This is a genomic window from Neobacillus sp. MER 74, from assembly GCF_023714155.1.
The window spans coordinates 31,964-57,697 of record NZ_JAMAUV010000005.1; the positions used below are offsets into that span (position 1 = coordinate 31,964).

Consider the following 25,734-nt stretch of genomic DNA (forward strand, 5'->3'; position numbering starts at 1 on the left):
CTCATAAGGAGATTATCTAATATTTTCGTTATTATTACAATTTATTCAAACTAAAAGCCTGCCAAATGGCAGGCTTCTAGAATTTCATCTTTATCGCTGCAGTTTTCCCTCTGCAAGCTTGATTTGTTTCTCGACTTGCTCTGGTGATGTTCCACCAAAGCTATTTCTTACACTAACCACATGCTCTGGAGCCAATACCACATAAATATCTTCCTCAAATAAAGAACTGAAGCCTTGATATTCTTCAAAGCTCAAATCGAGCAAAAATTTATTATTCTGAATCGCATATAAAACAATTTTTCCAATTACTTCATGAGCATCACGGAAAGGCAGACCTTTTCTTACCAAATAATCAGCAATATCTGTAGCATTAGAAAAATCATTGTTGATCGCCTTACGCATGATATCTTTATTAACAGTCATGGTTTCAATCATCGGTGCTAATAACATTAATGAACCTTCCAGCGTTTCAACGGTATCAAACATACCTTCCTTATCCTCTTGTAAATCCTTGTTATAAGCTAGAGGTAAGCCTTTAAGAACGGTCAGCAAGCCGATTAAATTGCCATAGGTACGGCCTGTTTTACCGCGGAGAAGCTCAGGTACATCTGGATTTTTCTTTTGCGGCATAATACTTGATCCTGTGCAGAACGAATCGTCCAGTTCAACAAACTGAAACTCCTGACTTGACCAAATGACAAGTTCTTCTGATAATCTGGAAATATGAGTCATAATAATCGAACCGATGGATAAAAATTCAAGAATAAAATCACGATCACTAACAGCATCCATACTGTTTGGATAAACCGTTTCAAACCCCAATAACTCAGCGACACGTTCACGGTTTATCGGAAAGGTTGTTCCTGCCAATGCCCCTGAACCAAGCGGGAGCCAATTGATGCGCTTCAAACTATCAATCAATCGCTCTTTATCACGTTCAAACATCCAAAAATACGCCATTAAATGATGAGCGAAGGAGACAGGCTGAGCTCTCTGCAGGTGTGTATATCCAGGTATTAAGGTTTGGACATTCTCTTTCGCTTGCTTAATTAATGCCTGTTGAACATCTTCAACTAACTTAATAAGTTCCGTCGTTTTTGTTCTTAAGTACAGATGCATGTCGGTAGCCACCTGATCATTACGGCTGCGCCCTGTATGAAGCTTCCCACCGACCGGACCAATTTTTTCAATTAATAGTTTTTCAATATTCATATGGATATCTTCGTCTTCTACTAAAAACTCAACCTCATGATTATCTACCAGGTTTTTTATCGAGAGAAGACCATCCTTAATTTTCTCGGCATCCTCTACGGGAATGATACCGCACTCTCCCAGCATTTGCACATGAGCGAGACTTCCTGCGATATCCTCCTTAGCTAGCTTTTGATCAAAAGATATTGAGGCTGTAAATTCCTCTACTAGCTTATTGGTTTCTTTTGTAAAACGGCCGCCCCATAACTTCGACATGTAATGTTCCTCCCTACCCTAATAACAGAGCCCTCGAAAAGGACTCGAGGGCAATCCGAATTATTTTAAAATAGATTCCTTTTTATTCACTTCTGAATAGACTTTCGTCGGTAAGCCCCAAATCTTAATGAATCCTACGGCTGCATTATGATCAAACGCATCGCCTTTAGAATATGTTGCAAGTTCCTCATTGTATAAGCTGAATGGAGACTTTCTGCCAACAACTGTATGATTCCCTTTATGAAGCTTGACGCGAATGGTACCTGTCACTGTCTTTTGCGTTTCATTTATAAATGCATCAAGGGCTGGCTTAATAGGAGAATACCAAAGTCCTTCATAAATGATTTTAGCCATTTGCTGTTCCACTTGGGCCTTAAATTGAGATACCTCACGAGTTAATGTTAAAAACTCTAATTCTTTATGAGCATTGATTAAAATGAGTGCAGCAGGGTTTTCATAGACTTCACGAGATTTGATCCCTACTAATCTATTTTCAATATGGTCGATACGGCCAACACCATGTTTGCCGCCAAGCGCATTTAGCGTTTCAATTAATTGTACAAGCGGAAGTTTTTCACCGTTAAGAGCAACCGGTACCCCCTGTTCAAATTCGATTTCAACATATTCTGCTGTATCAGGAGTTAATTCAACTGGATTCGTCCAATCGAAAGCTGCTTCTGGTGCCTCAGCCCATGGATCTTCCAACACGCCTGCCTCACATGCACGGCCCCAAATATTGGCATCAATTGAGAATGGATTATCTAAATCAACGGGAATTGGAATACAGTTTTCCTCTGCATATTTGATTTCTTCGTCACGAGTCATTCCCCATTCACGAACTGGTGCAACGACCTTTAGGCTTGGGTTTAAAGCTTGAATAGAAACTTCAAAACGAACCTGGTCATTTCCTTTCCCTGTGCAGCCATGGGCTACAGCAGTTGCTCCCTCTTTTTCTGCTATCTCCACTAATAATTTAGAGATTAATGGACGAGAAAGAGCAGATGATAATGGATACTTTCCTTCATATAAGCAATTAGCTTTTAAGGCTGGTAAAATATATTCCTTCGCTAATAATTCTTTCGCATCGATCATATAGGCTTTTACTGCACCAACATTAAGTGCTTTATTTTTAATTGCTTCTAGGTCTTTTCCTTCTCCAACATCCAGACCTAATGCAATCACATCGTAACCATATTTTTCTTGAATCCACTTTACTGATACGGATGTATCTAAACCGCCTGAATAGGCTAGAACGATTTTTTCTTTTGTCATTTTATAATTCTCCTCTTACTAAGTCTGTATTTTTATCCAACTGATAGAATTATTATACAACAAGTTTCATAGAAAAAGAAACTATTATTCTAGTAAAAGTTTTAAAATTGCTTTTTGAGCATGCAGGCGGTTCTCTGCTTCATCAAAAACAACTGAATGCGGACCATCAATAACCTCTGCTGTTACTTCTTCACCACGGTGTGCAGGCAAACAATGTAAAAAGATAAAATCATCTTTTGCAAACTTGCACAGTTCATTATTTACTTGGAATCCTTTGAATGCCTTCAATCTCTTTTCTGTTTCTTCTTCCTGACCCATGCTGGTCCACACATCTGTGACTACCACATCAGCGCCTTTAATCGCTTCTTGGGGATCATTTGTAATGTTCAGTGAACATCCCGTTTGTTTCCCCACTTTGATGGCGTCCTCGGTTATTTTACCATTAGGCAAATAGCCTGGTGGACTAGCAATGCTAATATCCATGCCGACTTTCATGGCACCCTCCATTAACGAGTGGGCCATATTGTTATTACCGTCCCCGATATAACATAGCTTTAAGCCAGCTAATTTCCCTTTATGTTCTAGTATTGTTAATAGATCTGCCAACACTTGAGTTGGGTGTTGAAGATCGGTTAAGCCATTAATGACCGGTACTGTTGCATGTTCAGCTAATTCCTCCACTGAATCATGTGAAAATGTTCGAATCATTAATCCATCCACATAACGGGATAACACTTTAGCCGTATCTGATATGCTTTCTCCTCTTCCTAATTGGATATCCTTTGAACTAAGGAATATCGCATGTCCTCCGAGCTGCAACATTCCTACTTCAAATGATACTCTTGTACGGGTTGAGGATTTTTCAAAAATCATTCCTAAAACCTTACCGGCTAAATACGGATGTGGTTTGCCTTGTTTTTGGAGTTTCTTCATCTCTACCGCTTCATTTAATAGATAAAGGATTTGATCTGTACTGAAATCAGAAAGCTGTAGGAAGTCTTTTCCTTTCAGCTTCTGAACAGTTTTTTTACTAGTTTCAAATAAATTAATCGCCTCACCCATGAATAGCACCTCTCTCTTCTAACTTATAATATTCATTCACAGATCGTACCCCAAAATCGGATCGTGGACCTTTTTCAAGATCGATAATCGCCTCAATTGTATCTAAGTGTGTAAATACAGGTACCTTGTAGCGAACAGCATGCTCGCGAATCTGGAATCCAAATTTAATTTTATTTCGACCTTGATTCGGTATGTTAATAACAGCCTTCATGGACTGGTTTCGGAAAAGATCGAGGACCTCATCATCGCCCTTAATTACTTTTTCAACAGGAATTCCATTGTCTTGAAAATAGGCAGCTGTTCCTTCCGTTGCAGCAATCTTGTATTGTTTTTTTACAAGTTGTTGCATGATTGGAAGTGACGATTGCTTATCCCGATCGGCAATAGAACAAAAAAGATAATTTTCCTCAGATTGACCACCTAGGGATGGAATAGATTTTTCAAGAGCCTCTTGATAGGTTACTCCCATACCAAGTGCCTCACCTGTAGATTTCATCTCAGGCCCGAGTACATGGTCTACACCTTTAAGTTTACTAGATGAAAACACCGGTGATTTAACCGAAAAATAATCAGGTTCGTCCATTAGTCCCTTTGTTGAACATAAATCGGTAAGGGTTTCTCCTAATTGAACACGTGTTGCCCATTCAATCATCGGTATTCCTGTCACCTTGCTCATAATTGGGACCGTTCTGGATGAACGAGGATTGACTTCAAGTACATACACCTGTTCTTGATAGATGACAAATTGAATGTTCATGATTCCAATTACCGGTGCTGAGTTAGCTATTTTCCCAGCGTAATCAATTAATGTTTCTTTCACTTTTTCTGAAAGTGACACTGGCGGGAACACTGAGATACTGTCGCCAGAATGAACACCAGCTTTTTCTATATGTTCAAAAATCCCTGGTACGACGATATTTTTCCCATCACAGATGGCATCGATCTCACATTCTAGTCCAGGTATATATTTATCTACTAATAAAGGCCACATGGAGGCTTGCGAATTTTTCTCAAGCTGCGCTATATATTGGTTCAATTCCGCTTCTGAAAATATCGTAAACATCGATTGGCCGCCTATGACATAGGATGGTCTTACTAAAACTGGATATTCTAACGCAGCCGCTGCTCTTTTCAGTTCTTCGGGGTGTGTTACGGTCTGCCCTTCAATATGTGGAATATTTAAATCCTCCAACAGCTGATAGAATTCTTTCCTATCTTCTAAACGATCGACATTTTCCACGGTCGTGCCTAAGATATTTACTCCCTCTTCTTTTAATGCATGGGCTATGTTAATTGCTGTTTGCCCCCCAAACTGGATCAATACACCATCGACCTTTTCTTTATCGATGACATGAAGCACATCCTCAGCGGCGAGTGGTTCAAAATAAAGGCGGTCCGCAACAGAATAATCGGTACTAACTGTCTCAGGGTTATTATTAATAACCACTGCCTCGTATCCTTTTTTCTTAATTGCTTTTGCTGCATGTACCGAGCAGTAATCAAATTCAATTCCTTGCCCGATTCGAATCGGACCTGAACCAATAACAAGAATCTTTTTCTTGCTTGTTACCTCAACCTCGTCAAATCCATGCCAGGTAGAATAATAGTAAGGAGTGACGGCATCAAATTCTGCTGAACAAGTATCAACCATCTTATAGCCTGGTTTCCAGTTCAGTTCTTTCCATTTGCTTCTTACTTGTTTCTCTGGAATGGCATATATTTGAGATATTAGCTTATCGGCGATATTATTTCGTTTTGCCTGTTTAAGCAAGGAAACAGGCACATCACTCCAGTTATAGGACGCCAATTCCGCTTCTAACGTAACGATTGAGCTAATTTTGTGTAAAAACCATGAATCAATCTCGGTGATTTGTTGAACTTTTTCAAAAGAAATTCCTCTTCTAAAGGATTCTGCAATGATGAAAAGTCTCTGGTCATTTGCTTGTTCAAGAAGTCCAATTAAGTTCTTTTCATCCATTGTTTTATTTCCCTCAAGACAAAGCCCATAAACATTCATTTCCATCGAGCGAATTGCCTTGTTTAAGGCTCCTTCAAAGGTCCGATCAATCGCCATTACTTCCCCAGTCGCCTTCATTTGCGTTCCTAAAGTTCGATCTGCTTCAGGAAATTTGTCAAAAGGGAAGCGAGGTAGTTTCACCACAATATAATCAATCGCTGGCTCAAATGAGGCAAACGTATTACCTGTTATTGGGTTCACAATCTCATCCAAATGATACCCAATCGCACATTTCGCTGCCATCCGGGCAATTGGATAACCAGTTGCTTTAGATGCAAGTGCTGATGAACGGCTCACCCGTGGATTTACTTCGATAATGTAATACTGATTCGATGCTGGATGCAGTGCAAACTGGATGTTACAGCCGCCGATAATCTTTAATTCTTTAATTACTTTTATTGAAGAATCACGAAGCATTTGATACTGGACATCTGTTAATGTTTGCGATGGAGCGACGACAATCGAGTCACCTGTATGAACGCCAACTGGGTCCATATTTTCCATATTGCAAACAATGATGCACGTATCATTGGCATCTCTCATGACCTCATATTCAACTTCTTTCCAGCCTTTAATACTTCTTTCTACTAATACTTGATGAATAGGACTAGCTGCTAAGCCTTTTTTTAGAACAGTTTCAAATTCTTCTTCATTGTAAGCAAAGCCGCCGCCATCGCCTCCAAGTGTATATGCGGGACGAATAATGACTGGATATCCAATTTCTTTAACGAAAGATACCCCTTCCTCGAAGCTGTGAATAATAGCTGATTCAGGAATGGGCTCTCCAATTTCAAGCATCAAACTACGGAATTTCTCTCTATCCTCGCCATTTTTGATGGACTCGACAGATGTTCCTAATAATTCCACATTGTATTTACTTAAAATGTTTTGTTCGTAAAGTTCAACGGTTAGATTCAAGCCAGTCTGGCCGCCTAAGGTGCCAATAATTCCGTCTGGTTTTTCTTTCTTGATGATTTTTTCAATGGTCTCCACATTAAGCGGTTCAATATATACCTTATCGGCAACTGCTTCATCCGTCATGATGGTTGCCGGGTTATTATTAATTAAAACAACTTCTATTCCTTCTTCTTTCAAGGCAATACATGCTTGTGTGCCTGCATAATCAAATTCTGCGGCCTGCCCAATGACAATGGGGCCTGATCCAATCACTAATACTTTTTTTAAGGATTTATTTAATGGCATATACTGTCTCTCCCATTGATGCTATCTGACTTACGAAATCTTTTAAGATATACTCTGTATCACTTGGCCCCGGATGGGCTTCTGGGTGAAATTGTACAGTTTGAATTGGAAAATTCTTATGCTTCAAACCTTCAATCGAACGATCATTAACGTTTCTGTAGCTGATATCAAATACTTTGCTGTCAATACTTTCATCAACTACAACATATCCATGGTTTTGAGCAGTGATTTTCACTTTTCCAGTCATTAATTCCTTTACTGGATGATTGCCGCCGCGATGTCCATAGGCTAATTTAGTTGTTTTAGCCCCATATGCAAGGGCTATTAATTGATGCCCTAGACAAATTCCGAGTGTAGGATAATTTTGGCTTACCTTTTTTATTTCAGGAAACCACTTTTTCAATTCCATCGGGTCCCCAGGGCCGTTACTCAATAGGACACCATCTGGATTTAAGGCTTGGATTTTTTCATAAGGTGTATTGTATGGAACAATGGTAACCGCACAGTTTTCATCCAGCAGGGCGTTAAGAATTGACTTTTTGTATCCAAAATCCATTAGCACCACATGCGGACCGCTGTTTTTGAAAAATTGAATTTTTTTGGTTGATACCTTCTCAACCCAAAATGAGTTAGTATCTGATTCTAAATTTTCATTATTCTTTGTTTTGCTTAAATAACCTTTAACCGTCCCGCGGCTGCGAATGGTTTTTACTAAAAGTCGAGTATCAACTCCCGCAATCCCAGGAACTCCTGCTTCTTTAAGAGTTTCAGAAAATTTATTGATGGATTGATAATGGCTTGGTGTTTCACATAAATCACCAATGATAACCCCAGACAAAGCTGGTGTGACACTTTCATTGTCCATTGCATTTATTCCATAATTTCCGATGATTGGATAACAGAATGTAATGATTTGTCCAGCGTATGATGGATCGGTGATAATCTCTTGATACCCAGTCATGCTAGTATTAAAAACCACTTCTCCGAGAGAGTCTTTTTCGGCACCAATTAATATTCCTTCAAAGACTTCGCCCGTTTCCAAAGTAAGGTATCCATTCCGCAAATTACTCACACGCCTTTCTCAATACTTTGGAAAGTTTTTTCCAATGCTTTAATAAATTCATTTATTTCTTCCGATGTAACAGTTAACGGTGGTAAAATCCTTACCACATTTGGACCGGCTGTAAGAATCAGAAGGTTGTTTTCGAGTGCTTTTTGAACAATTTCTAGAGCATTCGATTCAACAACAATTCCTTTTAACAGACCGAGTCCGCGGATGTCTTTTATCAATGAAAACTGTTCCTTCAAGACATGCAGTTGTTTATCTAAGTATGTTGCCATTTCGTTTGCTTGATTTAATAGGTTCGTGTCATGTATATGTGTAACCGTTGCGACTCCAGCAGCTGTGGCTAATGGGTTCCCTCCGAAAGTACTGCCATGACTGCCTGGGTCGAAACCTTTGGCTGCTTCCTCATTAGCGATAATCGCTCCAATCGGAAAACCTGAGCCAAGACCTTTGGCAATACTAATGATGTCGGGTTCAATTCCGTATTGTTCATAAGCAAAGAGGGTACCAGTTCTTCCAATCCCTGTTTGAATTTCATCAACCATTAGGAGTATTTCTCTTTCCTTACAAATCTTCGCTAATTTTTTGACCCATTCTTGGTTTGCCGGGATGACTCCACCTTCACCTTGAACAAGTTCTAGGAGAACAGCTGCAGGCTCAATCGTATAAAACAGCTCCAACGCTTCTTCATCATTAAATGGCAGATAACTAAACCCCGATACTAATGGAAAAAATCCCTGCTGAATTTTTTCTTGTCCTGTAGCCGATAAGGTTGCTAGGGTTCTTCCATGAAAGGATTGCTGAAAGGTGACAATTTCAGGTGCTTCTTTTCCCTTCACTTTGTGGGCATATCTTCTAGCTAATTTAATCGCTGCCTCATTAGCTTCGGCTCCACTATTACAAAAGAAAACCTGGTCACCGCAGCTTTTACCCGTAAGAAGCGCTGCCAGCTTATCCTGATTTGGAATATTATAGAGGTTTGAACAATGCCACAAGTTTTGCAATTGCTCCTCAAGTGCAGCTTTTACAACATCTGGGACATGCCCTAGGTTACAGGTTGCTATACCGGAAGTGAAATCTAGATATTGTGCTCCCTGTTCATCCCATACATAGCTCCCTTTCCCTTTAACTAGAGTAACAGGGAAGCGGCTGTATGTTGCCATCACTGGCGAGGTCAGGGAGGTGGAATTATTGATAGACATTACGCGATCCCCTCTTCTAAGACAATTTTTGTGCCGGTCATTTTACCGTTCGTATAATCTATTAAGCTGCTTTTTTCCGATCCATTGATAATACTAACTTCAGGAATTTTGTGGACAAGGCCATCAATGGCGGCTTTTACTTTAGGTATCATTCCACCATAAATGGTCTTATTATCGATCAGTTCCTCGATGGTTGCCTTTGAAACTTTATCAAGTTTTGTCTTGGCACCATTTTTTTCAACCAAGATTCCAGGTATATCACTAATGAAGCAAAGATTTGCACCCAATGCTTTGGCAATCGCTGAAGCAGCAATATCGCCATTAATGTTATATCGCTGCCCGCCAGCATCGATGCCGACCGGAGAAATGACTGGAACATTACCTTGGGCAATGATTCCTTTGATTACTTTATGGTTCACACCAATTACTTCACCAACGAATCCTAATGTATCTGCATTTTCAGTTGGTTCAGCTTGTAATAGGGAACCATCTACACCACTAATGCCAATCGCCTGGCCCCCAACTTCGATAAGGTTACGGACAACTTGTTTGTTGACAGAGCCGCTCAATACCATTTCAACAATATCTAATACTTCGTGATTGGTTACTCTTAGACCATTCACAAAAGTGGTGTCAACGTTTAGATTTTTTAATAATGATGTAATTAGTGGACCCCCGCCATGGACGATGATGGGCGTCCATTCGCCTCCTTTATGAAGTGCGACAATATCTTCATAAAAGGACCTTGGGAGATTATCTAACACACTTCCGCCGCACTTAATGACTATATATTTCATTCTTTCGTCCCCCTCTTATGTGCGGTAGGATGCGTTGATCTTCACATAATCATAAGTTAAGTCGCATCCATAAGCTGTAGCGCTATATTCACCTTGGTTTAATTCAACACTCAATTTAACAATTTCGGATTCTAAGTATTCTTTTACTTCTTCTTCAACAAAGTGGCTTGGCAAACCATTTTCAAATACTGTGAAAGGTCCAATCGCCACTTTTACTTTGTTAGGTTCAACCGCTACACCACTGTAGCCAATAGCAGTAACTATTCTCCCCCAGTTTGGATCTGTTCCATAAATAGCAGTTTTAACAAGGTTTGAAGATATAATTGCTTTGCCGACTGCACTTGCTGCGTTTTGACTGTATGCGCCATTCACTTGAACTTCTACTAGTTTTGTAGCACCTTCACCATCTCTTGCTATTTTTTTAGCAAGTGACTCACAAACAATTTTTAATCCTTGTTTGAAAATTTGCCATTCTGGGTGATCTTTTGTTAGTTGAGAATTCTCAGCTAATCCATTCGCCATAACGAGAACCATGTCATTTGTACTTGTATCACCATCAACGGTAATCATATTGAATGTTTGATTCGTTACATCTCGAAGTGCTGCAAGCAGATCTTCTTGTGCAATGTTTGCATCTGTTGTAACAAATCCAAGCATGGTGGCCATGTTTGGATGGATCATTCCAGAACCTTTAGATGCTCCCCCAATGGAAACAGTTTTTCCATCAATTTTAAATTGAACTCCGATATGTTTGACACATGTGTCTGTTGTTAAGATCGCATTTTTAAAGTGATTTTCATCTTGATTCTCTGGATTTAAGAGTTGTTTTATTCCTGTTAACACTTTTTCCATCGGTAAAAGTTCTCCGATAACACCTGTTGAAGTAACAGCTACGAGATGGTCTTGTAATCCCAACTCGTTTGCAAAACTTTTTTGCATCGCGAATGCATCCATTAATCCTTGTTCCCCCGTACATGCATTGGCATTTCCAGAGTTCACGATAATGGCTTGAACCTTGTTTTCCTTCGCGATACTTTCTTGGGTGACTAATAATGGAGCGGCTTGAAAGATGTTGGTTGTATATACTCCTGCAGCTGTGGCAGGAACCTCTGACACGATGTATCCTAAATCAAGTCGTTTTCTTTTAATTCCACAGTGCATTCCGCCCGCTTTGTATCCCTTTGGTAAGGTTACACTACCTTCTTCTATAACAACGATTTCGTTTGTAGATGTTGCTTGTGTCAATTTAATTTCCCCCTTCAAAATTCCCTTCGTTCTCCAATTTAACAAGGTAGTATTTTCTTATGGATACATCGGAATGTCAGTGAGCCCCGTTCGCTCATCCCAGCCATTCATCAAATTCACATTCTGGATGGCCTGCCCGGCGGCCCCTTTAACCAAATTATCGATAACTGATATGATTGTAAGTCGGTTCGTTCTTTCGTCAACATGAAGACCAATATCGCAATAATTTGAACCGGATACTTCTTTTGTCGAAGGGATATTCCCTTCAGGCCGCACTCTTATAAAATGGGACTCTTGATAAAAATGTTTATATAAATCTATAACTTTTTTCGTTGAAATTTTTTCTTTAAGATTCACATACATCGTGCACATAATTCCCCTGGTCATTGGTACAAGATGTGTAGTGAATGAAATCGTTAGTGGATTTCCACTTTCATCTGAAAGTACTTGCTCTATTTCAGGAATATGTTGATGTGCACCTAGTTTATACGCTTTTAAGTTTTCATTGATTTCGGAGTAATGAGCTGGTAAGGAAAGTCCTCTTCCTGCTCCGGATACTCCCGATTTTGCATCAACGATGATTGATTTTTCATCTATTAAATTTGTTTGTAATGCTGGTATAAGGCCTAGAGTTGTGGCAGTTGGATAACAGCCAGGATTAGCTATTAAGTTAGCAGTCTTTATTTTTTCTGCATAAATTTCACTTAATCCGTAGGTTGCTTGTTGCAAATATTTATCTTCTGCTGGTGAATGCTTATACCATGATTCATATATATCACCCGACCTGAGCCGGAAATCTCCAGATAAATCAATACATTTAATTCCAGTCTCTAAAAGCTGTGGAACATACCTGCTGCTGACTCCCGAAGGTGTAGCCAAAAATACAATTTCGTTCTTTTCAGACAATCTATCAACATCAAATTTTTCAAGTGGTTGATCATTAACTTCAGATAGGTGAGGATAAATTTCACTAAAGCTAGACCCTGATTGTGAGTTGGAAACAATTGAACCAATCTCCAAAAAAGGATGTTTATTGATTAACCTCACTAATTCAATTGCTCCATAACCAGTACCACCGATAATTGCAGCCTTCAATTTATCCAACTCCTAAGTTGCTTTTATAATGAATTATTATACATATTTACATATAAATATTCAATGAAAAAATAGCTTAATTTTCTGTTTTAATTGAAAATTACCCTCTTTATTTTTGTAAACGCTTTCATTAATGGGAGTAAAATTATACATTTTTTATGCATTCTTATGTATATTAAAAAGACAGTGAACGGTTAAGTTCACTGTCCTACTAAAACTGCATTAAAAATTAGCATTTATTTTAATTGAGACATTTTCCGTCGATGTTTATATTGGTTCCATTGGAAGTGGATGAAACATCCAACACAAAAACCTAAAATGGCTACAAACGCCGCAACAGTAACAAGAATAGTGACCACGTAACCTAGGGCAGTCCAACCAAGTAAGAAACTGATAAAGCCTATTCCAAGGCACGATACGGCCAACTTCTGATTAAATTGCTGCTGCTCCCAATCTTCTGGGATATAGGACTTCGAGTCTTTTCTTAAGAATAATTTAGCAACATACATTACCGGATTAAATCCAACTAGCAACCCAAGTAAACCCGAAATTAATGGTATCAATAATAACCACTTACTACCTGACAACCAAGTTAACACAACACTTATGACAATAACCCACTGGTTTGTTCTTACAAGTGGACGAGGTATAGAACGAGTATTTTCTGTCATGACCTTTTAATCCCCACTTTTCCTATTGGCTTTATATACTTAGAGTCATACTAACCTGAATGAATTCAATTGTAAAGTAATTTTTTCTCTCAAATCTAAAAAAACACTCAACAGAGTGTTTTTTTTAGATTTATAGACTTTCATGCAGAAGATTTAATACGCTTCTTAATTCCTTAACTCCTACTTGTCCAGGGGCAGATGCTTTTTTCACTGCTCCAAAAGTTAGAGCTGACCCAAATACTTCGCCGGCCAATCGACTAATGACTCCCTTACCTGCCATAGACATCGTTATAAACGGACGATTCGCATATTGCTCCTTCATTGTATTGGTTGCATCTAGGAGAGTGAGCACATCAGCCGTACAATTGGGCATCACAGCAATTTTCGGTAAATCACCACCTAATTCTTGCGCTTTCCTTAACCGAGAGATAATTTCTTCTTTTGATGGCGTTTTATGAAAATCGTGGTTTGAAATAATCACCAGGACATTTTTGGCATGAGCCTTACCAATTAAGTCTTTTACTGTCTTTTCATCATTGAATAATTCAACATCTATGATATCAACCAGGCCAGTTTCTACAATAATCTTGTTTAATTCAAAGTAGAAAGAAGTCGAAATTTCCTTATTGCCGCCTTCCTTATGACTTCGAAAAGTAAAGAGGAGTGGTGTATTAGGAAGGATTGAGCGAATATCAATCAGTGCCTCTTTCACTTTCTCGGTATCTTCTACATACTCAAAAAAGTCGACACGCCACTCGACTAGATCTAAGTCGATATCTTTAAGAAAATTTGCTTCTTCCTTTAATTGTGCAGCGGTCTCTGCCACCAAGGGCACACAGATTTTTGGGATTCCCTCCCCAATTGTGAGGTCTCTTACAGTAACAGTTTTAGGCATTTTCTCCGCTCCTTATTGATCTTTTGAACTAGTTTAGTCCACATAAGAAATTAATTCATTTACAATTAAGTCGGCAATTTCTTCCGAAGTTTTGTAATTGGTGGAAATCCTTAAATGATGGTTCTTATAAATATCTTGTCTTTTATAATAAAGCTCTTCCATTTCTTTCATTGACTTTCCTTGTAAAACAGGGCGGCTGTCGATAATCAGCTCAATTCTATCTTTCCAGGCTTCCAATGATAGTTCGAGAAAAATCACAATACAAGAAGCTAAGCAAGTTTCTCTTATCTCTGTTTGGAGAAAGGCCCCTCCACCAACAGAAATAACTTTTTGCTTTTGTTCCGCTAGACTCACAATTAAGCTTTTTTCTCTATCTCTAAATTCAGTCTCACCAAATTCAGTAAAAATCTGGGATACCGGCATGTTATACTCTTTTTCGATTTGTTCATCAATATCAATAAATTCACGATTGAGTTTTGTAGCAACCTTCTTGCCAATCGTAGTTTTCCCAACACCCATAAACCCAATAAACACAATACTCTTGTCACTCATCTCCAAATTACTCCAGACCTCCCGTTGCTTAAAACAAATTATTAAGCATAATTATAATGCTATTTTGAGATTTTAGACAATTTTTTAGGATTAATTTATCGGTGCCTGACACCAAAAGAAAGAGACCCGCACAGGAGTCTCTATATCTATTGTTTCATTTTCGGGTCTAGGATATCCCTTAGTCCATCACCCATTAGGTTAAAGCCAAGGACTGTCAGCATAATGGCTACCCCTGGGAAGAATAATGTCCAAGGTGCCTGCGTGATATAGTTTTTGGAATCAGCAAGCATTTTTCCCCATTCAGGCGTCGGAGCCTGTGCCCCCATTCCAAGGAAACCAAGGGCTGCTGCCTCTATAATAGCGGTGGCAATCGCCAAAGTAGCTTGGACGATTACTGGTGATATACTATTTGGTAAAATATGACGAAGTAGAATTCGTGTATCCTTCATTCCTACTGCACGGGCCGCCATAATATATTCTTCCTGTTTAACACTTAATACTTTAGAGCGAACGAGTCGTCCAAAGTTTGGGATATTAATAACCGCAATTGCGATCAGTGCATTTTGTAAGGATGGTCCCAAAATTGAAACAACCGCAATCGCCAAAAGAATACTTGGAAAGGCTAGCATAATATCAAAAATGCGGGAGATAATTGCATCTACCCAGCGGCCGTAGTAACCAGCAACAATTCCAAGGGATGTCCCTGCCACAACAGACCCTAAGACGGAGAAAAAGCCCACCCACAAAGATATCCTAGCACCATAAACAATCCGAGAAAAAATATCACGTCCAAAGTCGTCGGTCCCAAACCAGTGATCACTAGAAGGAGGGAGCATTCGATCAGTTAAGACTTGAGCTTTATAGCTATATGGAGCAATAATCGGGGCAATTATTGCAATAATGATAAAAAAGACAACAATCCCTAACCCTATTAAGGCTAATCGGTTTTTATAAAATGAAATCCATGCTTCCTTCCAGGGAGGTGTCAGCTTTTCTTCAACAATTACCGTCGTTATATTTGCCGGTTTTTTTGCAAGTTCCGCCACTCTTCATTCCCCTCCTCTATTTCGTATATTTAATTCGTGGGTCAACAAATACATACAATAAATCCACGATTAAATTAATAAGAACAAAAATTGCCGCAATAATTAATATCCCTGACTGAATAACCGGATAATCACGGTAGCCGATAGCATCATATAGATATCTTCCAATTCCTGGCCAACCGAAGATGGTTTCCGTTAGAATTGCTCCTCCAAGTAAAAGGCCCGTTTGCAGCCCAATAATCGTAAGAACAGGGATGACAGCATTTTTTAAGGAGTGCTTATATACGACCCAAAACATGCTCAGTCCTTTTGCTCTCGCTGTACGGACATAATCCGACTTCATCACCTCAAGCATGGTCGCCCGTGTCATTCTTGCGATAATCGCCATTGGAATGGTGGCAAGTGCAATGCTTGGCAAGACCAAATGCTTTAGGACCGTGATAAATTGATCGGTTCTTCCTTGTATTAAAGTATCTATTAAATAGAAATTAGTAATGGCTGAAACAGGGTCTCTTACATTCTCTCTTCCCGTCGTTGGCAGCCATCCTAATTCAATGGAAAATACCCATTGTTCCATTAAACCAAGCCAAAAAATCGGCAGTGACACTCCTATCAGTGCAAGCACCATCGCAACATAATCAAACCATGATTTTGAGAACCAGGCACTGACGATCCCTGCATTGACCCCAACAACGATGGCAATCAACATAGCTACAACAGTTAGCTCTGCTGTTGCTGCTAAGTAAGGCCATATTTCTTCGTTGATTGGCCCCCTTGTCCGTAGTGACTCACCTAAATCCCCATGAAGAAGGGCATTAATATAATCTACGTATTGTATGTACCAAGGCCTGTCTAGCCCTAATTCCTTCGTTAACGTGGCAATTGATTCTGCCGTTGCTCTTTGACCAAGAATTACCTGAGCGGGATTTCCTGGAATAGCATGGATAATAGCAAATACAACAAGCGTCATCCCTATTAATACAGGTATTAATGAAAACACCCGGCGAACTGTATATGTTAACAATTTATTTCACCTCACTGTATAGCATAAGCGCCTGGCTAGACGCTGCCACTCAACCCTTTTCTTCATTAATTATGAATATGCATAGCTAACAAAAGGGGAGGCTAAAATTCCTCCCCTTTCAGCCATGATTATTTAAATTCAACTTTAGTTAATGCTTCTGATCCAGTTGGGTGCGGTAAGTAATTGGCCACATCTTTCCCTGCTGCTAACAGCGGTGTAGAGTGAACAAGTGGTACCCATGGAGCATCATCGTGGATAATCACTTGTGCTTCTTCGTAAAGTGCATTACGCTTAGCTTGATCTATTTCTGTTTGTGCTTTAATTAAGACGTCATGTAACTTGTCATTGCTGTATTGGGAATAGTTGTTACTTCCAATACTATCTTTATCAAGCAATGTGTATAAGAAGTTATCAGGGTCTCCATTATCACCTGTCCAACCGAGCATGAACATATCAAATTCACCTTTTGCTGCTTTATCTAGGTAAGTAGCCCAATCCACAGATTGGATTTTGGCTTTGACGTTGATTTTGCTTAGGCTCTCTTGAATAACTTCAGCCACTTTTTGTGCTTCTGGCATATAAGGACGTGCAACAGGCATTGCCCATAAGTCGATTTCAAATCCTTTTTCATATCCAGCTTCTTTCAACAATGCTTTAGCTTTCTCTAGATCATATGGATATGGCTCAACTGATTTATTGTAGCCTTCGATGGAAGGAGGCATTGGATTAACAGCCTCTAGAGCCTTCCCGCCATAAAATGCATCAATAATTGATTTTTTATCGACAGCATAGTTAATCGCTTGACGAACCAATTTGTTATCAAATGGTTTACGAGTAGTTGTTAAACCGATATAACCAACGTTCATAGAAGGACGTTCAATTACTTGGAGGTTAGCATTTCCTTTAACCGTAGCTTCATCTGAATTATTTAGTCCATCCATTACGTCAATCTCACCATTAGCAAGAGCGTTCAGACGTGCAGTATTTTCAGGAATCACACGGAAAATAACTTTGTTTAACTTAGGCAGGCCTTCTTGCCAATAGTCAGGGTTCTTTTCAAGTGTAATAGTATCGTTTTCTTTCCACTCCACAAATTTAAATGGACCCGTACCAACTGGATTTTGTCTAAACTTGTCACCGTATTTTTCAACAGCTGCAGGGCTTGCAATTCCAAACGGAGACATTGCTAGATTCTTTAAAAATGGAGCCTGTGGACGTTTTAGTACAAATTGAACCGTATTGGCATCTAGGGCTTTTACTTCTTTAATTACATGGCCCTCATCCTTTTTATAACCACCAAACATAGTGTAATAAGGATATTTATCGGCATCTCCATTCATCCAGCGATCAAAGTTAAAAACAACCGCATCTGCATTAAAATCAGTACCATCATGGAACTTAACGCCTTGACGAAGCTTGAAGGTGTAAGTTAAGCCATCAGGTGTCACTTCCCACGATTCAGCAAGACCTGGATTAATTGTGGTATCTTGATCACCATATTGGATTAATGTTTCAAAAATGTTTTCTGTTACTTTAAATGCTTCGCCTTCAGTTGTTGTAATTGGATCTAGTGATGTAGAATCTCCACCACGGCCATATACTAGAGTATCCTTTTTCGCTCCGCCACTTGTGGCAGGATCTTTCTTGCCGCCTGCTTCTTCATTCGTTTTGCTGCTGCAGCCAACTAAAAACATACTGATGGCTAGTAGAGAAATCAATAGCAGTTTAAAAGATTTCTTCTTCATAAGCTTTTTTAACCCCCTATATTTTTGTTTTCTTTATCATAAATGCAGCAAATCACTTGTTATATAAGTGACATGCGACAAAATGACCGTTCAGGTTTTGTTCCGCTGGTCTAGTATTTTTACAAATATCCATCACCTGTGAGCAGCGTGTATGAAAGGCACAGCCTGAAGGAGGATTTGCTGGACTGGGAAGTTCTCCTTCAATTAAAATAGTTTCCCTCTTAATATCTGGATCTGGTATTGGTACAGCTGAAAGTAGTGCTTTTGTATATGGATGCTTTGGATTCTCGTAAAGCTCCTCACTTTCAGCTAACTCTATTAATCTTCCTAAGTACATCACGCCTACGCGATCACTAATATGGCGTACAACTCCTAAATCATGAGCGATAAAAATGTATGTAAGCTGGAATTCTTTTTGAATATCCTTCATCAGATTGAGAACCTGGGCTTGAATGGACACATCGAGTGCTGACACAGGCTCATCTGCAATAATCAGTTTCGGTTTCGTCATTAACGCTTTTGCAATTCCAATCCGCTGACGCTGACCGCCACTGAATTGGTGGGGATATCTTTTGGCATGATAGCTGCTTAAGCCTACGACTTCAAGCATGTCTCTCACTTGCTTATTACGTTCCTCCTTTGTCCCAATTCCATGAACAATCAAAGGCTCTTCTAAAATCTGTTCGATAGAATGTCTTGGATTAAGCGATGCATAAGGATCCTGGAAAACCATTTGGATATCCCGGCGCGTTTTTCTTAATTCCGCTTTTGACATACTAGTAATCTCTTTATCTTCAAAGACAATCTTTCCGTCGCTAGCTTCAATCAAGCGCATAAGGAGCCGGCCCGTGGTAGATTTACCGCAGCCGCTTTCACCAACAATGCCCAATGTCTCTCCTTTTTTAACGTAAAAAGATACATCGTCAACCGCTTTGACCTCTCCTTGTTTCCTTCCAAACAGGCCGCCTGTAATCGGAAAGTACTTTTTTAAACCATTAACTTCAAGAAGTAATTCTGACATGGTTGTCACTCTCCTTCTCCAATGTATGTAGGAAACAGCGCACAACATGTCCGTCTTTTTCCGTTTTAAATAAATCCGGTGTTTCTTCTTGGCATTTAGTGAATGTCTCTGTGCATCTTGCCGCGAATCGACATCCCTTATGAATCGTCCCTGGAGTTGGGACTGCACCCGGAATACTATACAGCCGTTCTGTTTTCCCTCTTAAATCGGGTACAGATTTTAACAGGCCCTTCGTATAAGGATGCTGTGGATTTTTGAGAATCGTTCGAACATCACCCTGCTCCACGATTTGCCCAGCATACATGACAATGACGCGTTCACAAATTTCAGCCACAACACCTAAATCATGGGTAATGAGAATGATCGTTGTATTTGTCTTCCTATTTAAATCCTTCATCAATGCTAGGATCTGTGCTTGAATTGTCACATCGAGTGCTGTTGTTGGCTCGTCCGCAATCAATACCCTTGGATTGCAGGCCATTGCCATGGCAATCATAACCCGCTGTCTCATTCCGCCCGAAAGCTGGTGAGGATGGTCTTTAATTATTCCTTCTGCCCTTGGGATTCCAACAAGCTTTAATAATTCAATACTTCGTGCCATTGCTTCTTTTTTTGAAAGGTCTGTATGTAAGCGAATCGCTTCAATTAATTGATTGCCAATCGTAAAGAGCGGATTTAATGATGTCATGGGTTCTTGGAAAATCATTGAAATCTGATTCCCGCGGATGTTGCGCCACTCTTTTTCAGATATATTTTTCAAGTCTTTTCCTTCGAAAATAATTTCGCCATTCTCGATTTTCCCGGGTGGTGTAGGAATCAGCCCCATGGCTGTTAGTGAAGTAACACTTTTACCACTACCAGATTCACCTACAATCCCTAGTATTTCGCCATCTCTTAAATCAAAGCTGATACCATCTACAGCTGGAACGAATTTCTTCCCTGACTGAAATGACACCTTTAAGTCTTTAATTCGAAGAATAGGATCCTTTTCCACATTTACACCTTCCTGTTCATTCGTATGTGTTTATGTTTTCTTATTTATCAGAAGTATAACAATATAGTAAATTTTAAAATAATTATGACATATATAACTTTAGTGGTACGATCCATATTTGTCAATTACGTGAAAAAAGTTCAAAAGATTCCAGTTCTACAGAGCCGCGTCGATGCAATAAAGTAGATTTGGCTTTTTTTGCCAAAACTCTAAATTTAAATACTAAAATACTAAAAGATCCTAAAAATTAATAAAAAACCCTGCAAGACTATTGCTGTCTTACAGGGAATCTTAATACTGTTTTTAGCTTTTGTGCATCCGTCCTGCGAGGGTCAGATAGATAAATTTCCCGGTGGATTTTACTTGTTCGAATATAGCCATTTTCCTTGCAAAAGAACTCCATTTTGTTGAAACTTTCCTTTTCATTCTCAAAAGGTCCGATATGCATAATTTGGCAAGAAAGACCGTCTGTTAGCTCACCAAATATTGCTTTCTCAAGGTATGGATTTGGTTTTTTCTTTTTCGTTTGCTCCAAAAATTTTTCAAATAGATTCTCGGTTAGAAAATCAGGTTGTCTGATCATAATCGTATATTTGTAATTACTTTTGTCTTGTACAGGCTTTGACTTATCAATTAAATCCCAAATACCTTCAAGTGGAAAAACCGTATACTCATAGTAACCTTCAGGCACTTCATTACTTTTATAGGACATTTTTACAGCATAACTAAGACTGTATAATGCCTCAGTTGCTAGAGCAAATTCGTCTCCGTTTGGATCTCCTGTTCCACTTATCATAATATAAGACATCTTTGGTACATCAATAATTACAGGGACAGTTTTTGGCAGGTACATGTGCTTATACGTTTTCTTATACTCAACTTTTGTGCCCATAGTTTATATAGCTCCTGTTTCTTTTATAAAAATTATTTTTTCTTACCGGTATAAATATGAATGGCATCTCTTAGAAACGCTGCCGTACCGGGCTGTTCTTTATCATAATAGGCGGTAAATCTTTCATCATCCACGTACATTTGTGCAAGACCTGCATGAGCTTCCTTATTATATTCATTCCAATAGCAGCATAACCATTGTTTATGGAGATCAGCAGCTTTTTGAGCTAAATCTCCGGCAGGGTCTCCTGTTTTATAAGCCTCAGCTAGTGTTTCTGTTATCAATTCAGCTAACTTAGTAACCTCCTCATATTGCTCTTGTGTCATATTTTGAAGTTTTGCATTGGATTTATTTACAGTATCATCCCCATACTTTTCACGAATCTCTTTTCCATATCTTTCTTCATTTTCATCCACCATTTTTTTCTTAAAGCCCTCAAACTTCTCTTTATTTGACATTTTCATTCTCCCTTCCGTAACTGCAATTGTCTTATCCACATTTGCGATTAACAATTCTAATTGTTCCTTTTTCTCAAGGAGTTTTTTTCGATGCTCTTTCAGTGCAGCTGCCCCGTCAAAGGAAGGAGCCGTTACGATTTCTTTGATGCTTTCTAAGCTAATTCCTAATTCCCTGTAGAATAAGATTTGCTGCAGGCGATCCACTTCTGCTTGCCCATAGATTCGATATCCTGATGAATTTATTCTTGCCGCCTTAAGAATCCCTATTTCATCATAATACCGTAGTGTTCTGGTGCTAACTCCTGCTAGACTCCCAAGCTTCTGTACAGTATATTCCATCCGCTTTCACCTCCTTGTAAAACTAACAATACACCTTTACGCAACGTCAAAGTCAATCATAATATCGCCTATATTTTTAGAAAAAGGTGCCTGACACCAAAGATGGACATTTGTCCATCTTTGGTGTCAGGCACCCAATTAATTTGGAGGATTTCTTCTCATTAGTATAGTTTGCACTTTTTTAACCAAAATTAAAGATAAAGGATTATCTATCACTCTAGTAGAGTGAAAAGTCCCTCTTCTCTGAATGTATTTACTATTTTAAAAAAACTTTCTTTTTCGATCTAAATTAGTTAAAATTCAGTATTATCAATGTTCACAACTTTCTTTTACTCCTTTTACTAAAAAATGTTTTTGACAATTCAAAACTTAAGAAAGTATTATAATATAATATAAAGGGAGGTAATAACATGTCAAACATCAATAGACAGAAAATTGTGGATAGTGTACCTCAAACAGGATTTTTCGGACATCCTAAAGGACTATCTACCCTTTTCTTTACTGAATTCTGGGAGCGATTCTCGTACTATGGAATGAGAGCCATCCTTGTTTTCTATATGTATTACGAAGTCTCTAAAGGCGGATTGGGCATTGATCAAAATCTTGCACTTTCGATCATGTCCATATACGGATCACTTGTTTATATGTCCGGAATCATTGGCGGCTGGCTGGCTGACCGGATCTTCGGTTCTTCGAAAGCCGTGTTCTACGGTGGAGTCTTAATTATGTTTGGACATATAGCGCTTGCTGTTCCTGGCAGTGTTGCTATGTTCTTTGTATCCATGGTATTGATTGTCCTAGGTACTGGGATGCTTAAGCCGAATGTTTCTTCCGCTGTAGGTGAATTATATAGCGAAAAAGACGAACGTCGTGATGCAGGATTTACTATTTACTACATGAGTATTAACCTAGGCGCATTCATATCTCCATTAATCGTTGGGTCGATAAGCAACTTCCACATCGGTTTTTCGATTGCAGCAGTAGGTATGTTCTTAGGGTTAGTCGTGTTTAGTGTAACAAAGAAAAAAAATCTTGGCCTTGCTGGAACGATGGTGGCGAATCCACTGGCTCCTGCAGAAAAGAAAAAGGTTTTCACCATTATTGGACTAGCAGTAATTATTCTTGCTGTTCTATGTGCCGTATTAATTCCAAACGGTCTTTTAACTTTTGCTAGCTTTATTAATATTGTCACTTTCCTTGGAATCTTAATCCCAACGATTTATTTCGTTGTCATGTATCGCAGTCCTAAAACTACTACAGTTGAACGTTCAAGAATTATTGCCTATATTCCGTTATTTATTGCAGCGGTTATGTTCTGGGCCATTCAAGAACAAGGCTCAACCATCCTTGCCAATTATGCGGATAAGCGGACTCAATTAGACTGGATGGGAATTAAGATTTCACCAGCATGGTTCCAATCTTTAAACCCATTATTCATTATCATCTTTGCACCAGTATTTGCTTGGATCTGGGTTAGATTAGGAAAGCGTCAGCCATCGATTCCACAAAAGTTCTCATTATCATTATTATTTGCTGGTTTGTCATTCCTAGTTATTCTTATCCCGGCTTATTTTGGAGGTACGGATTCTTTAGTAAGTCCACTATGGCTTGTTCTTAGTTATTTAATCGTTGTATTTGGTGAGTTATGTTTATCACCAGTAGGACTATCTGCAACAACTAAATTAGCACCTGCAGCATTCTCAGCACAAACAATGAGCTTATGGTTCCTAGCAAGTGCTGCTGCACAAGCATTGAATGCACAAGTTGTTAAATTCTACACCCCTGAAACAGAAATGACCTACTTTGGTGTGATTGGCGGAGCGTCCATCGCCCTAGGTATTATCCTATTAATGTTATCACCTAAGATTCAAGGTTTCATGAAAGGGATCAAGTAATAATAAAAAAGGTGCCAAACGGCACCTTTTTTATTTGTGATAAGATATATAGTGATAGGAGGTTATTGTATGTACTTAAAGGATAAAGTAAAACACCTTCCTTCTACCCCTGGTGTGTATTTAATGAAGGACTCCAATGGACAAATTATTTATGTGGGTAAGGCAAAAAATCTTAAAAATCGCGTGCGCTCATACTTCCAAAATTCAAAGGCCCATACACAAAAAATCATCAAGCTGAAAGCCAGCTTAAAGGATTTCGACTATATCCTTACTGATACAGAATTTGAAGCCTTTATGCTCGAATGTGAATTAATAAGGGAAATGAAGCCTATTTTTAATCGGATGATGAAAAATCCTCAATCCTATATCTACATCAGAATTGACAGGGATGGAGAGTACCAAAGAATAGAAATTTGTAAAGACGCAGATAAGCCCGATAGTCTTTATTTTGGCCCATATAAAAGCAAAAATTCAGTAGAAAAGGCGCTACTAGGGATGAAAGACTTCTATAAGGTGAACTGCAGCAGCCCTTCTAACAAGAATACTCCATGTTTAAACTATTCCTTAGGTTTATGTCTCGGGATGTGTATGGGAGGGGCAGCACTCATTGAGTACAATGAAAGAATGAACAAAATTATTGCTTTACTACAAGGTTTTGATACAAGTCTACTTAGCATTATGGAGCAAAAAATGATCGAAGCCTCTGAAAAATTTGATTTCGAAGCGGCGGGAAAGTATAGAGATACCTTGAATGCCATCCACTCACTTCTTAATAAAGAAAAAGTCATTGAATTTACGGGAAGAAATAAAAAGATTGCTGTTATTGCCCCATTAACAGACAGGACTTATAAACTATTCCTGATTCAGAAAAACAAAATTCTTTTCTCAGAAAAGTTTAACTGGTCCGATCCAGAATCTGTTCATAAAACCATTAAGAACAGTATATTAACTATTTTTAAAGCAACAGCAAATAATTCTTTTAATAAACTTAGCCGAGATGAAATTGATGCCGCTCAGATTATCTATAGCTATTTAAAAGGAAGCAACTGTACTTATATTATTATTTCAGAACATTTGCTTAAGCCCTCATATACCTCTAAATTAGATGGTCAAATATACAAGTTAATGCAAACCTATATGGTTAATCGATAGATTAAAAATCGCTCATTTGGGTTATGTTCATGAATGTAAGGAAGAATAATTTCTTTATTTAATTCAAACATGGTGTTATTTTCTAAATAATAAATATAATCCTCTGATGGATAATATAAAATAATTTCAACATCCCGTTTCTCCATTTCAACCGAAACTAAGATATTATTAATGATTTTCATAAAAATTTGAATGGAAAAAGGATTAAAAAAATAAAAACGATTATCTAAGGAATCAATTTGATACTCTTCCGCAAGACAACAATGAAAAAAAATATCATCATTAATAGAGTGAGTCATTTTTTGATATTTTTTTCGATTTTCAATTGCTTCCTGATAAAAATCCCTATTCATTTCAATTCCAATAACTGTTGCATGAAAATGATAATGGATAAAGAAGTTTAATCGTCCTTTGCCACACCCAAAGTCAATGATTCGGTCCTTGCGGCTTACTTGATAGTGTGTAAATAATTCTTCTAGCGCACTATAAGGAGTGGGCTCATAACGATGGTAATGAAATGACTTATGAAATCCCTTTTGGTCCCCTCCCGTTTTTATCCCCATCAATTTATCATAATAAAATTCTTTCATCTGATACTCCTATTCAGGCAAGGTCATCCCCCAC

The 25,734-nt window shown here is 38.6% G+C and carries 22 protein-coding genes; 2 read left to right on the forward strand and 20 right to left on the reverse strand.

Translation table 11 applies throughout. The annotated features are described in order from the left end of the window. Positions 1–90: 90 nt before the first annotated feature. The 19 genes from argH to M3610_RS10835 form a co-directional block, all read right to left on the reverse strand. Entirely contained in the window at positions 91–1,467 is a 1,377-nt protein-coding gene (argH, locus tag M3610_RS10745; RefSeq protein ID WP_251459063.1) for an argininosuccinate lyase, read from the reverse strand. 60 nt (positions 1,468–1,527) lie between these two features. Continuing rightward, a complete protein-coding gene (locus M3610_RS10750) occupies positions 1,528–2,739 on the reverse strand; it encodes an argininosuccinate synthase (protein ID WP_251459065.1) in 1,212 nt (403 codons plus the stop codon). An 84-nt stretch (positions 2,740–2,823) separates the two neighbouring features. Further along, positions 2,824–3,801: an ornithine carbamoyltransferase gene (gene argF / locus M3610_RS10755; RefSeq protein ID WP_251459067.1), complete on the reverse strand. Its 978-nt coding sequence runs from the start codon at positions 3,799–3,801 to the stop codon at positions 2,824–2,826. Next, positions 3,794–7,021 carry a carbamoyl-phosphate synthase (glutamine-hydrolyzing) large subunit gene (gene carB / locus M3610_RS10760; protein WP_251459089.1) on the reverse strand — a complete coding sequence of 1,076 codons (3,228 nt, stop codon included), beginning with the start codon at positions 7,019–7,021 and terminating at the stop codon, positions 3,794–3,796. The genes argF and carB overlap by 8 nt, the downstream gene beginning before the upstream one ends. Next, the gene (locus M3610_RS10765; protein WP_251459411.1) at positions 7,008–8,084 is read right to left on the reverse strand and encodes a carbamoyl phosphate synthase small subunit; all 1,077 of its coding nucleotides are present in this window, start codon (positions 8,082–8,084) and stop codon (positions 7,008–7,010) included. Before M3610_RS10765 ends, carB begins: the two co-directional genes overlap by 14 nt. A gap of 5 nt (positions 8,085–8,089) precedes the next feature. Then, on the reverse strand, positions 8,090–9,289 hold the full coding sequence (locus M3610_RS10770) for an acetylornithine transaminase (RefSeq protein ID WP_251459091.1): 1,200 nt from the start codon (positions 9,287–9,289) through the stop codon (positions 8,090–8,092). Then, the gene (argB, locus tag M3610_RS10775; RefSeq protein WP_251459093.1) at positions 9,289–10,086 is read right to left on the reverse strand and encodes an acetylglutamate kinase; all 798 of its coding nucleotides are present in this window, start codon (positions 10,084–10,086) and stop codon (positions 9,289–9,291) included. Before argB ends, M3610_RS10770 begins: the two co-directional genes overlap by 1 nt. Before the next feature lie 15 nt (positions 10,087–10,101). Continuing rightward, the gene (argJ, locus tag M3610_RS10780; protein WP_251459095.1) at positions 10,102–11,331 is read right to left on the reverse strand and encodes a bifunctional ornithine acetyltransferase/N-acetylglutamate synthase; all 1,230 of its coding nucleotides are present in this window, start codon (positions 11,329–11,331) and stop codon (positions 10,102–10,104) included. A gap of 57 nt (positions 11,332–11,388) precedes the next feature. Next, positions 11,389–12,426 (reverse strand): N-acetyl-gamma-glutamyl-phosphate reductase, encoded by a 1,038-nt coding sequence (argC, locus tag M3610_RS10785; RefSeq protein WP_251459097.1) that lies wholly within the window; start codon positions 12,424–12,426, stop codon positions 11,389–11,391. A 236-nt stretch (positions 12,427–12,662) separates the two neighbouring features. Beyond that, complete coding sequence (locus tag M3610_RS10790; RefSeq protein WP_251459099.1) at positions 12,663–13,097, reverse strand: DUF4395 domain-containing protein; 435 nt, start codon at positions 13,095–13,097, stop codon at positions 12,663–12,665. Between the two features lie 130 nt (positions 13,098–13,227). Next, positions 13,228–13,992, reverse strand: coding sequence for a type I 3-dehydroquinate dehydratase (gene aroD / locus M3610_RS10795; RefSeq protein WP_251459101.1), 765 nt, complete (start codon positions 13,990–13,992; stop codon positions 13,228–13,230). Positions 13,993–14,025: 33 nt separating this feature from the next. Then, entirely contained in the window at positions 14,026–14,544 is a 519-nt protein-coding gene (locus M3610_RS10800; protein WP_251459103.1) for a shikimate kinase, read from the reverse strand. Positions 14,545–14,690: 146 nt separating this feature from the next. Further along, positions 14,691–15,590: a nickel transporter permease gene (gene nikC, locus M3610_RS10805; RefSeq protein WP_251459105.1), complete on the reverse strand. Its 900-nt coding sequence runs from the start codon at positions 15,588–15,590 to the stop codon at positions 14,691–14,693. A 16-nt stretch (positions 15,591–15,606) separates the two neighbouring features. After that, complete coding sequence (locus tag M3610_RS10810; protein ID WP_098576260.1) at positions 15,607–16,614, reverse strand: ABC transporter permease; 1,008 nt, start codon at positions 16,612–16,614, stop codon at positions 15,607–15,609. A 128-nt stretch (positions 16,615–16,742) separates the two neighbouring features. After that, positions 16,743–18,359 (reverse strand): ABC transporter substrate-binding protein, encoded by a 1,617-nt coding sequence (locus M3610_RS10815; protein ID WP_251459107.1) that lies wholly within the window; start codon positions 18,357–18,359, stop codon positions 16,743–16,745. A 52-nt stretch (positions 18,360–18,411) separates the two neighbouring features. Further along, a complete protein-coding gene (locus M3610_RS10820; RefSeq protein WP_251459109.1) occupies positions 18,412–19,380 on the reverse strand; it encodes an ABC transporter ATP-binding protein in 969 nt (322 codons plus the stop codon). Then, positions 19,361–20,374, reverse strand: a complete 1,014-nt coding sequence (locus M3610_RS10825; RefSeq protein WP_098576263.1) for an ABC transporter ATP-binding protein — start codon at positions 20,372–20,374, stop codon at positions 19,361–19,363. The genes M3610_RS10820 and M3610_RS10825 overlap by 20 nt, the downstream gene beginning before the upstream one ends. Before the next feature lie 268 nt (positions 20,375–20,642). Next, positions 20,643–21,266: a GyrI-like domain-containing protein gene (locus M3610_RS10830; protein WP_251459111.1), complete on the reverse strand. Its 624-nt coding sequence runs from the start codon at positions 21,264–21,266 to the stop codon at positions 20,643–20,645. Positions 21,267–21,298: 32 nt separating this feature from the next. After that, complete coding sequence (locus M3610_RS10835; protein ID WP_251459113.1) at positions 21,299–22,063, reverse strand: MerR family transcriptional regulator; 765 nt, start codon at positions 22,061–22,063, stop codon at positions 21,299–21,301. A 410-nt stretch (positions 22,064–22,473) separates the two neighbouring features. Between M3610_RS10835 and M3610_RS10840 the strand changes: the two genes are divergently transcribed. Continuing rightward, positions 22,474–23,958, forward strand: a complete 1,485-nt coding sequence (locus M3610_RS10840) for a peptide MFS transporter (protein ID WP_251459115.1) — start codon at positions 22,474–22,476, stop codon at positions 23,956–23,958. Between the two features lie 69 nt (positions 23,959–24,027). Beyond that, the gene (locus M3610_RS10845) at positions 24,028–25,110 is read left to right on the forward strand and encodes a GIY-YIG nuclease family protein (protein WP_251459117.1); all 1,083 of its coding nucleotides are present in this window, start codon (positions 24,028–24,030) and stop codon (positions 25,108–25,110) included. Here M3610_RS10845 and M3610_RS10850 read toward each other — a convergent pair. Continuing rightward, positions 25,092–25,700, reverse strand: a complete 609-nt coding sequence (locus tag M3610_RS10850) for a methyltransferase (RefSeq protein WP_098576266.1) — start codon at positions 25,698–25,700, stop codon at positions 25,092–25,094. The two genes, M3610_RS10845 and M3610_RS10850, sit on opposite strands and share 19 nt — an antisense overlap. Positions 25,701–25,734: the final 34 nt, after the last annotated feature.

Coding starts and splice junctions, on each gene's coding strand:
- M3610_RS10750 (WP_251459065.1), bottom strand. CDS start 2,739: ATGACAAAAGAAAAAATCGTTCTAGCCTATTCAGGCGGTTTAGATACA.
- M3610_RS10850 (WP_098576266.1), bottom strand. CDS start 25,700: ATGAAAGAATTTTATTATGATAAATTGATGGGGATAAAAACGGGAGGG.
- M3610_RS10815 (WP_251459107.1), bottom strand. CDS start 18,359: ATGAAGAAGAAATCTTTTAAACTGCTATTGATTTCTCTACTAGCCATC.
- M3610_RS10770 (WP_251459091.1), bottom strand. CDS start 9,289: ATGTCTATCAATAATTCCACCTCCCTGACCTCGCCAGTGATGGCAACA.
- aroD (WP_251459101.1), bottom strand. CDS start 13,992: ATGCCTAAAACTGTTACTGTAAGAGACCTCACAATTGGGGAGGGAATC.
- M3610_RS10790 (WP_251459099.1), bottom strand. CDS start 13,097: ATGACAGAAAATACTCGTTCTATACCTCGTCCACTTGTAAGAACAAAC.
- M3610_RS10800 (WP_251459103.1), bottom strand. CDS start 14,544: ATGAGTGACAAGAGTATTGTGTTTATTGGGTTTATGGGTGTTGGGAAA.
- M3610_RS10840 (WP_251459115.1), top strand. CDS start 22,474: ATGTCAAACATCAATAGACAGAAAATTGTGGATAGTGTACCTCAAACA.
- argH (WP_251459063.1), bottom strand. CDS start 1,467: ATGTCGAAGTTATGGGGCGGCCGTTTTACAAAAGAAACCAATAAGCTA.
- M3610_RS10820 (WP_251459109.1), bottom strand. CDS start 19,380: ATGTCAGAATTACTTCTTGAAGTTAATGGTTTAAAAAAGTACTTTCCG.
- argB (WP_251459093.1), bottom strand. CDS start 10,086: ATGAAATATATAGTCATTAAGTGCGGCGGAAGTGTGTTAGATAATCTC.
- M3610_RS10835 (WP_251459113.1), bottom strand. CDS start 22,063: ATGGAATATACTGTACAGAAGCTTGGGAGTCTAGCAGGAGTTAGCACC.
- carB (WP_251459089.1), bottom strand. CDS start 7,021: ATGCCATTAAATAAATCCTTAAAAAAAGTATTAGTGATTGGATCAGGC.
- argF (WP_251459067.1), bottom strand. CDS start 3,801: ATGGGTGAGGCGATTAATTTATTTGAAACTAGTAAAAAAACTGTTCAG.
- M3610_RS10830 (WP_251459111.1), bottom strand. CDS start 21,266: ATGGGCACAAAAGTTGAGTATAAGAAAACGTATAAGCACATGTACCTG.
- M3610_RS10845 (WP_251459117.1), top strand. CDS start 24,028: ATGTACTTAAAGGATAAAGTAAAACACCTTCCTTCTACCCCTGGTGTG.